This window comes from Blastococcus sp. TML/M2B, assembly GCF_016612865.1.
Lineage (GTDB): Bacteria > Actinomycetota > Actinomycetes > Mycobacteriales > Geodermatophilaceae > Blastococcus.
Genome location: NZ_JAENZZ010000001.1, coordinates 872,097 through 885,697, shown reverse-complemented (window position 1 = coordinate 885,697; position 13,601 = coordinate 872,097). Strand labels below are relative to the sequence as shown.

Genomic DNA, 13,601 nt, shown 5'->3' with positions numbered 1-13,601 from the left:
TCCCGGCTCACCGCGTGGGCCGAACGGCCAGGTCGTCCATCCGCAGGGCAACGGGGGCGTTGGTGGCGCTCCCGGAGAGGTAGGTGGTCAGCCCCACGCCGCCCGGCGCCTGCAGTGCTGCGGTGCTGTCGGTCGCGGTGCGCTGCCACTCGGTGGGCTCCGCCGAACCGGCCGGCCACACCTTCACCCGGACCGTGGTGGGCGCGGTGCCGACGACCTGCAGCCGCACGTCGAGCGCGCTGCCGGGCCCGTAGGTGGTCGACGCTGGCAGCCGGACGGCGGAGGCGAGCGTCTGGGCCGTGGACGTCCCCCGCAGTGCGGTGAGGGCGACGTCGACCCGCCCGTCGCTCGCCAGCAGCAGCCGGGCTCGGTACTCCGTGTCCTGTGCCACCCGGCGGCCCACCACGTCGACGTACGCGCCGCTGCCGGTGGGGCGCTTGTCGGCCGAGAGCCGTAGCCGGAGGTCGGTGTCGGTACTGCGGACGTCGCCCAGCCAGGCGGACACCTGCGTGCCGGGGTTCCGCATCGTCAGCCGGGCCGTGCCGCCATCGACCGCGATGTTGGCGGCGGAGCCGGCGGTCGACCAGGGCCCGCCGACGTCGGCCGTACCGAGCCCACCGCTGATGGTGCGGCCGAACGCATCGGTGGCGGTGCCGCCCGTCGGGGCCGGAGCCGGGGGCGGGGGCGGGGGCGGGGGCGGGGCCGCCACCGTCACCGTCCGACGAACGGTCGACCGCGCGCCGTCGTCGTCGGTGACCGTCAGGGTGATCGTGTAGGTGCCGGCCGCGGCGTAGGTGTGGCCCGTCTGCGACCCCGTCCCCGTCGTGCCGTCCCCGAAGTCCCACGCGTGGGCGACGATCCGGCCGTCGACGTCGGACGAGGGCGCCCCGTTGACCGAGATGGTGAGGCCGCTGACGGGTGTCGCGGTGAAGGTGGCCGTGGGCGCGGCATTGGCCGGCGCACCGCGACGGAAGCCGGCCAGCGCTCCGGCGTTCATCTGCTGGAAGAGCGTGCCCGCAGCGACCGCCAGCCTGCCGGTCCGGCCCGCCGGCAGGTCGATGAGCCGCACCTGGCGCCCCGTGACGTCGTAGGCGGCGATGCGCTCTCCCACCGACCCGTCCGCTCGGACGTACTCGTTGTTGAACCACACCACGTCCGCACCGCGGACCAGCCCCGAGGCCGAGCGGCCGACCTCGACGGACCACTCGATACGCCCCGTGGCAGCGGCCAGGCGGGCGATCCGGCCGATCCGGCGGACGTCCGGCTCGGCGTTCTCCCGCACCTGGGTCCAGGCCGCGAAGATCATCGAGCCGTCCGCGCCACCCAGGGTCGGAGTGCCCGCTCGCGAACCACCGAGGTCCACCGACCACTGCGGAGCGCAGGTGGCGGCTCCGCATCCTGCCGCCGGGTAGGCCAGCACCTTGCCCAGCGCCGTGCCGTACACGCGACCCCCGGCGACGACGGGGACACCGGCCGCGGCCGGTCCCGTCCAGAGCCGGCGGCCGGTGGCCGCGTCGTGGGCCACAATGCCCTCGCCGCCGCCGGTGTAGACGACGCCGTTGCCGACCGCGAGCCCGTCGACCCCGTTCGGCGTGCCCGCGACGTTGTTGGTGAACGGCGCCGTCCAGAGGGGTGCGCCGTCGGTGAGGCGGTAGGCGTTGATGGTGTTGCTGGCTCCGGTCACGAACACCCGCTGACCGTCGGTGTACGCGGTACCGGCGATCGAGTTGCCGCTCCACGCGACGCGGGAGGGCGGCAGGTCCCGCGCCCAGACGACGGTGCGGCTGGCGATGTCGACGACGATCACCCCGCCGGCGCGGCGCCACCCGGTGAAGGGCACCACCACGCGGGTCCCGCTGATCGCCAGGCCCGCGTTGTAGTTGGCCGCCGCGGGTAGGCCCACCGTCCAGAGCGTCTCCCCCGTCGTGGGCGAGGTCGCCGTCAGGTAGCTCGGCCCGTTCACCCCGTCCGGCGAGACCACACGCAGCACGGATCCGCCCGTGACCACCGGGCCGGTCGACGAGCGGGTGGCCGTGCTCCACGTGCCGCCGACGCTCCCAGCCGTCGCCCCGGTGAGGGTCAGCTCCCCCGGGTTGTTCGACGTGTTGCCGCCGTCGCCGAGGGCCCCGGCCCACAGGTCGGGCGCGGCAGCCGCAACCGGTGTCGCGGGGAGCAGCACTCCTGCCGCGAGCACGGTGAGCAGCGCGCCCACCAGCATGGTGCGGCTCCGACGGGAACGAGCGTGGGCAGAGCGGTGCGGGATCACGGAGAACTCGCCTTCAGGGCAGGCCGACGGGACGGCGTGGGCTCTCCCCCTGCCACGACGCGGCACCACCAGAGCACGACATCCAGAACGGCGCGCGTTCCGGGGCCCGAACCACCCGAGCGGGCGACGGTCGACCACCCGCGGGAACGACTCAGGCCGCTCTCCCAGAGGGAGAACGGCCTGGTCATACGGGTGGACCTCCGTAGCAGCTTCTCAAACCCCCGGAAGCCGCTCGGATCGCTGATTTCCCGCGTTCTACGGGGTTCGCGGGCTCGTCGGCCGCGCACTCGGGGTGCTCAGATCGCCGATGAGCGCGGTCCGGTGCGTGAGAATTCGCGTCAGTCTCAAACCCGTTTGAGCGTCTCCAATCGAGCCGAGCTGATCGCCGGGTACGCCGATGGTGTGCCCGTGCGGGAGCTGGCGACGCGGTTCAACGTGCAACCGCGGCACCGTGCGGGAGATAGCCCGGCAGGCGGGCCTGGCAGCGCGCCGACCGGAGTTGCCGGACGCGACCCGACAGGACGCCGCCCAGCTCTATGCGGGTGGGCTGACGCTCGCTCAGGTCGCCGCACGACTCGCAGTCAGCACCGAGGCCGTGCGCTCGGCGGTGATCGCAAGCGGTGGAACGATCCGTGCTGGCGGTCGTCGCCGGGTCGGTGCCTGAGTTCTCACACTTCACCGGACACCTATCGCGTCCACCGCGGCGCGCTCTTCGGCATCGTCTGCTTCGGAACGCAAGCTGGCGCGCTCACGACGGGCGGTGACGGTCTCGCGGACATGGGCGCGGATCAGGAGCACAGCGCTGACCGGCCCGATCCAGAGCATCTTGAGCATGTTCCAGATCGCCCACAGCACTACAAGGTGGAGCCATCCGGGGCCACCCTGCTCGACAAGTTCGACGCAGACGTTCGCGATCAGCAGGTACGGGATCGCGAGCAGCATCGCGGGGATACCCCACTTCAAGCCGCGTCGGCGGGTGCGGATCGCATCCAGCAGGATGTTGGTGGGCATATAGCGCCGCAGGAAGTAGCGGGTGTGGACGCTGACGGTCCAGATCAGACGGATCATGGTCTTGTTCCTCTCCATCGCACAGTGCATCTGGTGAGGCAGTGCGTTGGAGAGTGACCCGGGGGTCTGCCGCGAGCGGCGCGCTACAGAGGAGAAATCCACCTCAACGCCGAGTATACGCCCGGGCCGGACAGGACGGAAGGGACCGGCGAACTCGCGCCGAGCGCGGGTCGATCGCCGGTAGCGGGATCGCGGTTAGCGGTAGGAGCTGGCTGTGTTGGCCCACTTGGCGCGAGCGCGTTCCATGACCTTGCGGGCGCCGCTGTGGTTCATCCTCCAGCGGGCGACTGCGAGGCTGACGTCGTAGGCATCTGCTGCCTCCTCGTCGGTGGCGTTCGCTCGGGCGAGCCGGAATGCTCCGTCGTTGGGGATCAGCATCTCCCCTGAGAGCCAGTCGGCTTCGGCTTCTTGGTCGCCGCCGAGCCCGCACTTCCTCTCGTCGGAAAGAGAGACGCCGAACTTGTGCTCCAGGACGACGTGGGCGAGTTCGTGGCACATGGTGGTGCGACGACGGGTCAGTGGCTGAGCGTCGTTCTCCAGGATGACCACGCCGCTCCCGTTCGGGATCAGCGCCCCGGACAGTGCGCTTCCGTCCGCTCGCAGGAAGTGGTCACGCGCGCCACCATCGAGGTCGCTGAGTTGGACGACGGGGATGCCGTACTCAGAAGCGAAGGTGTAGGGGTCGAAAGGCGCGTGGGCGTCGAGACCGATCTCGGCTCGTAGCTCCAGTGCGAGGCTCTTCGCCTCGGTCTTGAATCCTCGACGCACGAGTCATCCCTGTGCCCGTGCACGTTCGATGGTCGCGCCGATGACCTGTTGCAGGTACTTGACGTCGGTCTCGCTGAGGTCCTTCCGGGCGCGCAGGAGCGGCGCGAGCTGCGCCATGAGGTCGGGTTCACGGTCGTCGTTGGCGTCACGTTCTCCCTCGTGCTCGAAGAAGTCCTCGGCCGGGAGTCGGAGCCAGGCGATGATCGTGGCGAAACCGTCGGTGTCCGGCTTGAGGCCGTTGCCGAGCCGAGACAGCAACGAGGGGCTCACGCCGATCTCGCCGGCGAGTGCCCGCCAGGAGATTTGCCGCTCCTGACGCGCGGCGTCGAGGGCGGAGTGGAGCGCGGCCGTGTTGATCGTGGTCTTGGCCATGCACCCAGTGTGTCACATCTGCGACACCTCGTCGCCTCCGAAACGGAGTGTGTTAGAATTGAAACGTAGCATCGAGTGTGGAACGCAAAGGAGGTGAGGAGCATGGCAGGCAAGCGAGGGCGTAGCGCGGTCACCGGGCGGTTCGTGAAGCAGTCCACGGTGAAGCGTCACCCGAAGACCACGACCAACGAGAGCAACGGCAGGCGAGGCAAGAAGAAGTAGGCAGCGAGCCTGCCCTGCCCCGCGCAGCAATGTCGGTGGCAGTAACTACGGTGATCGAACAGACGGACCAATCAGGAGAACGATTATGAGTGTGACTGACGCCTTCAAGACCTTTCAGGACGTCGTGAATGCCGACATCACACACGTCCGCGAAGCACGCACTCGCCGCGATCTCTTCAAGGGCGCCTTCGGCACCGAGGACGATGTGAAGGAAGTCATTGCGTCCGGATCGCTCGCGCGAGGGACACACAAGGACCCGATCCATGACGTCGATGTGATCGTCGTCTTTGATCAGGATGAGCATCCTGAGTGGGGCTCGCCGGGAAGCTCCGCCGCGGACGCTCTCGATCACACCCGCGAGCGCGTCAACACGCTGCTCGGGGCAACGAACGGCACATACGACCAGGCGGTCCGCCTGGCCCGGTGGCGCAACCATGCCGTCAAGTGCTTCCTGGATGACCCTGATGATCCTCACGCGTTCACGGTCGACGCCATGCCCGCGCTTCGCCGCGATGGGCGACTCCTCATTCCTGAAGCACTCTCAGAAGATTGGGTCGCTTGCGACCCCGAGTTCCTAATCGCCGAGGTCGCGGATCGACACGCGCAGTGGAACAAGTTCGCCGGCACTGTTCGGATGCTCAAGTGGTGGGCCGCCGAGCAAGACACCAAGATCAAGTCTCTCGTCATGGAGGTCCTCGCACTCGACTTCCTGCCTACGGACGTCAACCAGGCGGCTGCGATCAAGCAGTTCTTCGTAAGCGCCTGCTACCACATCGAGGGCGGGAACGACGTCGCCGATCCCGCTGGACTCTGCGGACCGATTCAGCCTGACATCGACTACGACGCGTTCGCCGACGCCCTGCGGTCCGCGCGAGACAACGCCATCAAGGCGTTCCAGGCACAGGCGAACAATGACGCTGCGGCTGCGATCAATCACTGGGGTGAGGTCTTTGGGGACGACTTCCCGAAGCCTCCTGCCTCCACTGGCAATCCGGCGCCCGCGGTCGTGCCCGCGGCGCCCCGTCCGGTGAAGGACACTCCGCAGGGATGACTCGCGCAAAAGGTCCAGATCGCGGTGTGGGCACCACGGCGCTCAACCCCGTCCTCTGGACTGAGCGCGAACCTGTGCGACTGGCGCGCGATCAGAATGAGGTCCAGGCGTTCGCGCCATTGCTCGAATACCAGAGCCCCGCAGACGACGGCTTGCCGCACGGCGGATGGATCGGCGTCCTCCCCCGCTGGCCGTTCGAGCGGCCACAGCCCGATGCTCTCGATGAGCTGCTCGGGGACCAAGAACTGCGAGTGCTCGTCATCTACTCCGCAGCGCACCCGATGGTTCCGCCGACCATCTACTCCCTCGATCCGGAGCCGTCGATCTGGGAACAGACACAGTCCGCATGGCACGTTGCCCCAGGAGGATCGCTCTGTCTGCTCCAGAGCGATGGCGGCTGGCAGCCCGAGGCCAGCCTCACCGAGCTTCTGGCGAAGGCATCGGGGTGGCGGATCGAGTACGCCCTCATGAAGGCGGGAGTCATCAATGAGATGTCGGTCAATGGCATCGTCTCTGACCCCTCGCACGACCACCTGATTGACCGAGCGATTCAGCGAGCAGCTCCAACACCGGACCCGACCGAGGCGGGAGACACAGGTGTCTCCTCGTAACCCCTACATCGTGATGCCCAGAGACGCGGTCACCAAGATCGCAAGCTCCAACCTCTCGGGCGGAGCGCTGGTACTCCGCCGCGTTCCCGCGGACGATATGTACGTCGTCCAGGCCGTGGAAACCGGCAAAGACATCCGTCTTCCAGCCGACGTCCCACGCGAGTACGCCGCGCTTCGTTCAGGCGACCCCCACCATGCAGCTCAGTGGATCAGGGTGGCACCGAACGACGCCCATCTTCACCATCTCTTCTTGTCCAGGCGCCCCGATATCTCCATAGGCTTCAAGGATTTCAGGGAGCTGGTGCCGGGCGTTGCCGACCCCGGCAACAACCTTGGCGTGGTCGTCACTCACGACCCCGATCTTCCACCAGAACTGGTGGAGGCCGGTGCCTCGGAGTTTGCGGGCTGGGCCGTCCGGCGCGATGGTGTGGAACCGCTCGCTATCGAGATCGAGCCAGAAGTTGTTGGCCTGGCACAGTTGGCTGGCAAGTGGCCGATCGAGCAGCTCGCCGCCAACAGCATCATGGTCGTGGGCTGCGGCAGCATCGGTAGCGCCGCAGCAGAGGCGCTCGCAGGATACGGAGTCGGACGCGTGGAACTTGTCGACCCGGACCGATTCCTCTGGCACAACATGCTCCGCCACACTCTCGGAGCCGAAAGCGTCGGGCGATACAAGGTGACGGCCATGAAAGATCACCTGGCCCAGCACTGGCCGCAACAGACAGTGGTCGCCCACCGACGCGACCTGGTTGCCGAGGCCCACTACATCCGGCCCATCGTCGACCGCGTCGATCTGGTGCTGTGTGCCGCAGACGGTATTGCTCCCAGGCGTGTCGTCAGCCACCTCTCCAGACGCGCACAGAAGGCGGCGATCTTGGCGTGCGTGCTCGACAATGGCTCGATCGGAGAAGTCATCAGGCTGCGACCAACGCCCCGGTTCGGATGTCTCCTCTGTCTACGGCAGCAGCTTGCAGATCAGGGAGCGATGGACGCTGAGGCGGATCAGGAGTTGGATTACGGCACCGGGCGCGTCCATCAGCCTATGACGGCTGTGCCGCCCGATCTCCGATACGTCGGCACGTTCGCCGCGAAAGTAGCGATCGCGACACTGCTGGAATCGCTTCACGGCGACCACACCCAGCAGGTTCCCGGCGAACACGCCATCATCGGTCTTCGACCAACGGGTGACCTCGCAGCCCCGTTCGACCTCAGCCAAGCCGGCGATGTTCGGTGGTCGTCCATCCCCAGACCTCGCGCATCGTGTCCGACCTGCTCGCCAGGATGACAGCGCGGCGAGAGGTGACTCCGGTGACGATCACTGACGTCGCACTCAGCGCAATCGCGCGCGAGGCGTTGCGGTCCGTCGACGGACTCGAAACTGGCGGCATCTTGCTCGGGGACGACGCGACTGATGGGATCGTCATCCGACACGCCGGCGGACCTGGACCCAAAGCCACCCGCGGCGAACGCACCTTCATGCGCGACCTCGACCATGCCCGGCGTCTCGCGGACTCCGCCTGGTCGGAGGACCGTAGCCAGTGGATAGGCGAATGGCACACCCACCCGACCGGAGGACTCTCCCCGAGCGAGGTTGATCTCCACTCCTACATGCGCCATCTGCACGACCCCGAACTGGGGTTCGACAAGTTCGTCGCGATCATCGCTGGATTCGATTCATCGGCACGCGTGGTCGTTGCAACTTGGCTCGTAGAACGGGACCGCATCGTGGCAGTGGTACCCGAGAGGCTTCCTACGGCGCCTGCCGTAAACAGCCCGTACGCCAGTGATGCGGTGAGGCACGCCGCCTTCGTAGCTGATGAACACAAGGAGACGCCATGACATCCGATTCCGCCGCCCCTGACCCAGCAGACCCTGTCTTCATCTCGTACCGACAGAAGGACGGTACTGGTGTTGCTGGGGAGCTCGCCTGGCTCCTGCGGGCTGCCGGCATCCCTGTCTGGCGGGACCGAGACGATCTGCCGCCAGGCGACACCGAGGCCCGACTCAAGCAAGCGATAGCGGGCGGCATCTCCGGCGGCGTTCTTGTGACGACGCCGGACGTGGTGAACAGCAGAGTCGTGAAGACGCTGGAAGCACCTCAACTCCTTGAACTACACCGCGACCACGAAGTGTTTGCGCTCGGCATCGTCAACTCGGTGAAGACAGAGGACGGCGGAACAGATTACGACGCTCCTGACCGGCTCCTAGAGATTCGTCCCGGCACCTTGAGCGGTGTAGATCAGCGATCCGCCGAGCGCGATGGTCTGCTGGCATTGATCCGCGGTTTGGTCTGGCACCGGATCGCGTCTCTTCGCAAGCGAATCGAGGCAACCGACCCGACGTTCCGCCTGAGCCTCCAGACCAGGAACACGCCACAGGTCTATGACCGAACCGGTGACGAACTGGACATCCGGCTCAGGCCCTCCGATCACGAACGGCTTCCGAGCACCGAGGGGCTCCGAGATCTCAAGGACACCATTGGCCTCCTCCCCGATGCCGTGACCCGTTCCGGGGCACATCGCCTGCGTGTCGCTGGAGGGGCTCATCTCTCCGTGGCCTTCGCAATCGGGGCGGCTTTGCCTTCGTCTCGAATCGGGCACATGGACGTGATCGACCAACAGGGCGCCACCTGGGCGAGCGATGGCGAAGCGCGGTTCATCGAACAGCCGCAAGTACAGATCGCAGATCAAGGCGGCGACCCATCTGCCATCACGACCGGCCGCCCCTCCGTAGCCGTGTATGTCGATCTCCTGCCCCAACGCAGTGACACCGCCTTCACCCGCTATATCGAAGACCATAGGCCGTTTCTTGCGGCCTGGCGTCATCTCACAGGTGCGAGCGGCACGCTCCTCGACCCCGCTGATGCAGGCCTGATCGCTGCCGACGTCGCCGCGCACATCCGTGCCCTGTCGAACGACAACGCCAACGCCGAGGTGCACCTCCTGCTGCGGTGCCCGTTCCCACTTGCGCTTCTCATCGGGCGATTGACCAACACCCTGCGCGTAGTAGTCCATGAATGGGACGACTCCGACCCCATCGACGGTGAAGACTACCGCGCAAGGTACGTGCCCACGCTGCGTGTACGTACATCTGCAAGCTCCGGTGTCATCGAAGATGTGCTCCTCCCGGATGCGTCGTGACTGCGCCAACCGACCTTGCGGCCGCCCGTAACACCATGTTGAGCGTCACTCTCACGCGGAGGATTCGCTCAACGTTGAGACAACGGCGATCCGAAGGACACGGGCGTCTATGAGCTTCTCGCGCGATCCGAGCTTGTCCTACTCGGCATTCACTCAAGCGTGCCGCGCCTTCAAACCCAGCGAGCTGATCCCGGCGATCGCGCAAGCCTCGGCATCGCTCGGCGAACCGCCGTATCCAGATGCTGTGAAACATCGGATGCCGCCGTGGGGATTGGCTGCGGCCGCGCGAGATTCGCTTCTCTACGGCAATGAGTATCGCTCGAAGGTCGTCGATGAGGAGGCGCTGCGGAAGCTGATGCACAAGTTCCAGATCGCGATGGACATCGACGATGCCGATGTGGGGTCCGAGGACTTCCTCGTCAGACTGATGACTCGGGTCACGTACGAGCAGTTCCCCTACCAGGAGTCGATGTTCGAGGAACTTGCTCGCTCCCACGCCTGGATGGTCGAGGGCCTGCCCGATGTCGAGACCCGAGTGATCACAGAGGACTCGCTGGCGGCCATGCTCGACGGAGTTCCGTTCCGCGAGGCGATCGGCGCGACGTTCTTCCTCCAAGTGGGTGCCTTCCAGAACGGTGGAGCATATAAGCCTGGCTGGCTGGATCAGCCAAACTTCGCTGAGGTGCTGAAGCTCTATCCGCGGAGGAACATAGAGACGATCGCCTCTAGGCTCACCACGACACCCGCAGCCTTTCGGACTGCCTTCAACGACCACTCCGTCGGAACAGCCACAGCGGCCCGATTCGATTACAACCCGTTGATGGCGACGCCGTTCGTGGACATGGGCGACGGGGAGCCGGTTGCTCCAGCGACGCGTCTGATCATGCGGACGGTCACGCCGGGAGGCTTGTACTACGCCGGGATGGCCAAGCACGGCAAGGCTTTCGCGGATGATCTCGGAGGCCTGTTCGAGCACTACATTGGTCGACAACTCAGACTGATCGAGGACGCGGAGGTCGAACCCGAGATTGTCTTCGGCAAGGGTGGCGGTCACAAGAGCGTTGACTGGTTTGTGATCCTGCCCCATCTGGTCATCTTGGTTGAGGTCAAGTCTCGCCGCCTCGGCCCGGCAGCACGCGCCGGCGATGCGACGCTGATGAACTCGCTCAGCGAGACCCTGGGCGGCGCACGGAAGCAGTTGACCCGGACCGTCAGCCATCTTGCTGACAATCACCCGGCGTTCACGCACATCCCAACGGACCGCCCCATGTTGGGGTTGATCGTCACGGCGGAGCCGTTCTATACCGGGGCCGCATACCTTCTCGACCATGACGTTGCGGCCATCCCCGGCGGGAGGCTCCCAGATGTTCCTGTAACCGCGGCGAGCGCGCGTGAAGTCGAGTGGCTCGTGACGCACGGCAAAGACGTTGAGCCGCTGCTCCTCGCAGAGATGGCGAAGAGTGCAGGAGGTGTCGTCAGCCTGCGTGACATCGGTAAGAAGACTGATACCGAAAATCCGATTCTGTTGAACGCTTGGAATGCGTATCCCTGGCCGACCCGCAAAGGACGTGGCGATGGACAATCATCAGCGACGCCGACCGGCAATGGCTGACCCTCACAGTCAGACCAAGTCGATTGCAAGCTTCGGAAATGCCGAAATCGCGCCACGCTTACAACGAGCGCTCGACGTCCTCGCGTCCCGGTGAATGCTGCGGTACATCGCTCGCTTGGACGATGAAGCCACGTGCTCGATCGAGAGCAGTTCGTGCACGAGCGGCGTCGATGCTCTGCGCCGTGGACTGCGGCGGCGATCCCAGCGGTCGGTCATCCGTGACGCCGTATCTGTCGCGGTAGGCCGCGACAGTGCGCCCATAACGTCGCCACGCAGCGGCTTGGCGCTGACCGCGGGGTGGCTCGCCAAGATGCTGCACCCACGCTTCGCCGGTCTCACGTGCGGTGTCGAGCACGGCATCAGTGCGAGCTTCGATCATCTCGCGCCGCTCATCGAGTGCCTGCCGCATATCGCTTGCCATCGGGCCGTCCGCAGCCGGGATGAGTCCGGCGATCAGCCGCGGCGTCTTGCGAGCACGACCCGAGCCAGCCGGGCATGCTGTGGCGCGCGAAACGCGGTAGTGCAGCACAGAGGAGATGTCGTCGGCATCGGTGAACCCGCGGGCTGCCACGAGTCGCGGGAACAGAGTGTCGAGGTCGTGGTGGTTGGCCTCGGCACGGCGCAGCTCCGCGGTGAGCGCACCGAACGCCTCGGACTCGATCGCGGCGTCCGCCTGGTCGGCTGTCAAGCCCGAGGACTTGATCAAGGTGGCCCAGCGGTCTCGTTGGGCGGCGGCAGCAATCGTCTCGTACTCCGCGGCGAGCTGGGCGATCGACCCCCACTGCTCCTGTTCGGTAGTGATGGTCTCGTGCGCGGACAGCTCGGCTCCAACGTGTTGCAGGACGCCGTAGAGGACGGAGCGGGCCGTGGCGTCGGGGTTGTCGCCTGGGTGCGGGTGGGCGTGCTCGTTGGCCCGGTCGAGGATCACGTAGGCGTGGTTGGCGTGCTTGCCGCGGGTCATTGCGACGTAGAAGTTCTCCCGTGTGGTGGTCGGTTCCACCAGGACGTGTGCGGTGTCGACGGTGACGCCCTGCGCTCTGTGGGCGGTGATCGCATAACCCAGATCGACATGATCGGTCACATACGCGGCCGGGAGGACGATGGAGCCGCCGAACCGGCGGCCGGTCCTGCGGATCGTGATCGACCCGTCGTCGCGGACGCCGGTGATGGTCCAGGTGTCACCGTTGCGTACCCAGTCCTTCCCGGCTCGTAGGCGGCGGTCGTTGCGGCGGGTGACGACCGTGTCCCCCACCCCGGCAGTGGTGCCGTCATCCAACTCGACCTCCCGGCCCGGTTTCAGGCTGCCGTCGAGGATCAGGTCGGCACGTGCCCGCTGGTTGAGGGCGCTCACGTGGTCGCGGGTCTCGGCGACCAGCACCGACACCAACCCTCGCTGCCGGTCGGCGCGCCAGGCGATGTAGGCGGTGTCGCTCATCGCCTCGCCATCGCCCTCGTGGATGCGGTCGTGGTCGAGGTAGGTGTCGATCACCTGCGTACGACCGTGGCGCAGAGCGAGGGAGGCGGTCTTCTCCCAGGTGTTCACGAAGCGGTGCACGTCGACCAGCTCGGGCGCGTCGTCGTCGCGGTCGTTCACGAGGAGCCCGAACGCACCACCGGCGTCGACGGATTGGAGCTGGGCGAAGTCGCCCACGAGTAGCACCTTGGCACCGGCTCGTTCAGCCCGGTGCGTGATCCGATCCAACGACAGGGTGCCAGCGAGAGAGGCTTCATCGATGATGACGAGCTGACCGGCCTCGAAGTCGGTGCCGTACATGAGGTGGTTCTGCCACCACTTCGCCGTGTTCTCCGTCGCAATCCCCAAGTCCTCAGCGAGAACCTGCGCGGCCACCGCGGACAGCGCCAGCCCGACCACGGAGCCCTCGCCGTGCGCCTTCTCCCACGCACGCCGCAACGCCGACATAGCCGTCGTCTTCCCGGCCCCGGCCGGGCCCACCAGCACATCAAGGACACGGCCGGAGACCGCGATCTTCATGAGCGCGTCGGCCTGATCCTCGCCGAGCATCCGACCCTCCGCATCGGGACGAGCGGTGATCTTCTCGACCGTCGCCAGCGGCACGGTCGGCCCGGTCGTGGTGCGGGAGCGGTCGAGCAGTCGGTCTTCGGCGGCCAGGAGCAGCTCGGAGGAGAACACGGTCGAGTGCTTGGGCCTGAACACGCTGGTGCCGTCCACCCGCCGGAACGCGACGGGTGAGGTGGCGAGGTCGGGCGGCGTCAGCCGGAGCGAGGCTTGCTCGGCGGCGTCGGCAATCATCGCGACGACCGCTTCGCGGTCGTGCATGGTCGCGAAGCGCCAGCCCATCGTCTGCCGGGATGCCTCGGCCATGAGGTTCCAGCGCCGCCAGGTGGACCGTTTCTCGCCCACCACCTCGACCACGGTCTGGCCGAGTTCGCCGATGGCATCGAGCGGTACGTCGTCGGCGCGCAGCAGCATCGGCTTGTCGTTGTCGGTGATCGTGCGTGCCCAGTCGGT

The 13,601-nt window shown here is 66.7% G+C and carries 11 protein-coding genes; 6 read left to right on the top strand and 5 right to left on the bottom strand.

Annotated elements, in window-relative coordinates; all coding sequences use genetic code 11:
• Window positions 1-7 precede the first annotated feature (7 nt).
• The 4 genes from JKP75_RS04285 to JKP75_RS04270 all read right to left on the bottom strand — a co-directional run bounded on the left by JKP75_RS04285 (window position 8) and on the right by JKP75_RS04270 (window position 4,474).
• A complete protein-coding gene (locus tag JKP75_RS04285; protein WP_200492789.1) occupies window positions 8-2,218 on the bottom strand; it encodes a PKD domain-containing protein in 2,211 nt (736 codons plus the stop codon).
• A 723-nt stretch (window positions 2,219-2,941) separates the two neighbouring features.
• Window positions 2,942-3,334 (bottom strand): hypothetical protein, encoded by a 393-nt coding sequence (locus JKP75_RS04280; RefSeq protein ID WP_135446954.1) that lies wholly within the window; start codon window positions 3,332-3,334, stop codon window positions 2,942-2,944.
• A 195-nt stretch (window positions 3,335-3,529) separates the two neighbouring features.
• A complete protein-coding gene (locus JKP75_RS04275) occupies window positions 3,530-4,102 on the bottom strand; it encodes an ImmA/IrrE family metallo-endopeptidase (RefSeq protein ID WP_135446952.1) in 573 nt (190 codons plus the stop codon).
• 3 nt (window positions 4,103-4,105) lie between these two features.
• Entirely contained in the window at window positions 4,106-4,474 is a 369-nt protein-coding gene (locus JKP75_RS04270; protein WP_135446951.1) for a transcriptional regulator, read from the bottom strand.
• A gap of 313 nt (window positions 4,475-4,787) precedes the next feature.
• Between JKP75_RS04270 and JKP75_RS04265 the strand changes: the two genes are divergently transcribed.
• From JKP75_RS04265 to JKP75_RS04240, 6 genes are all read left to right on the top strand, one after another.
• Window positions 4,788-5,747: a nucleotidyltransferase domain-containing protein gene (locus tag JKP75_RS04265; protein WP_200489059.1), complete on the top strand. Its 960-nt coding sequence runs from the start codon at window positions 4,788-4,790 to the stop codon at window positions 5,745-5,747.
• Window positions 5,748-5,773: 26 nt separating this feature from the next.
• Entirely contained in the window at window positions 5,774-6,358 is a 585-nt protein-coding gene (locus JKP75_RS04260; protein WP_200492499.1) for a hypothetical protein, read from the top strand.
• A gap of 13 nt (window positions 6,359-6,371) precedes the next feature.
• Complete coding sequence (locus tag JKP75_RS04255; RefSeq protein WP_220477472.1) at window positions 6,372-7,643, top strand: ThiF family adenylyltransferase; 1,272 nt, start codon at window positions 6,372-6,374, stop codon at window positions 7,641-7,643.
• A 23-nt stretch (window positions 7,644-7,666) separates the two neighbouring features.
• Entirely contained in the window at window positions 7,667-8,197 is a 531-nt protein-coding gene (locus tag JKP75_RS04250) for a Mov34/MPN/PAD-1 family protein (protein WP_135446946.1), read from the top strand.
• Window positions 8,194-9,498, top strand: coding sequence for an SAVED domain-containing protein (locus tag JKP75_RS04245; protein WP_135446944.1), 1,305 nt, complete (start codon window positions 8,194-8,196; stop codon window positions 9,496-9,498). The genes JKP75_RS04250 and JKP75_RS04245 overlap by 4 nt, the downstream gene beginning before the upstream one ends.
• A gap of 109 nt (window positions 9,499-9,607) precedes the next feature.
• A complete protein-coding gene (locus tag JKP75_RS04240; RefSeq protein WP_135446942.1) occupies window positions 9,608-11,110 on the top strand; it encodes a nuclease-related domain-containing protein in 1,503 nt (500 codons plus the stop codon).
• A 58-nt stretch (window positions 11,111-11,168) separates the two neighbouring features.
• Here the strand turns inward: JKP75_RS04240 and JKP75_RS04235 are convergent, their stop codons facing one another.
• Window positions 11,169-13,583 carry an ATP-dependent RecD-like DNA helicase gene (locus JKP75_RS04235; RefSeq protein WP_375539232.1) on the bottom strand — a complete coding sequence of 805 codons (2,415 nt, stop codon included), beginning with the start codon at window positions 13,581-13,583 and terminating at the stop codon, window positions 11,169-11,171.
• Between the last annotated feature and the right edge of the window lie 18 nt (window positions 13,584-13,601).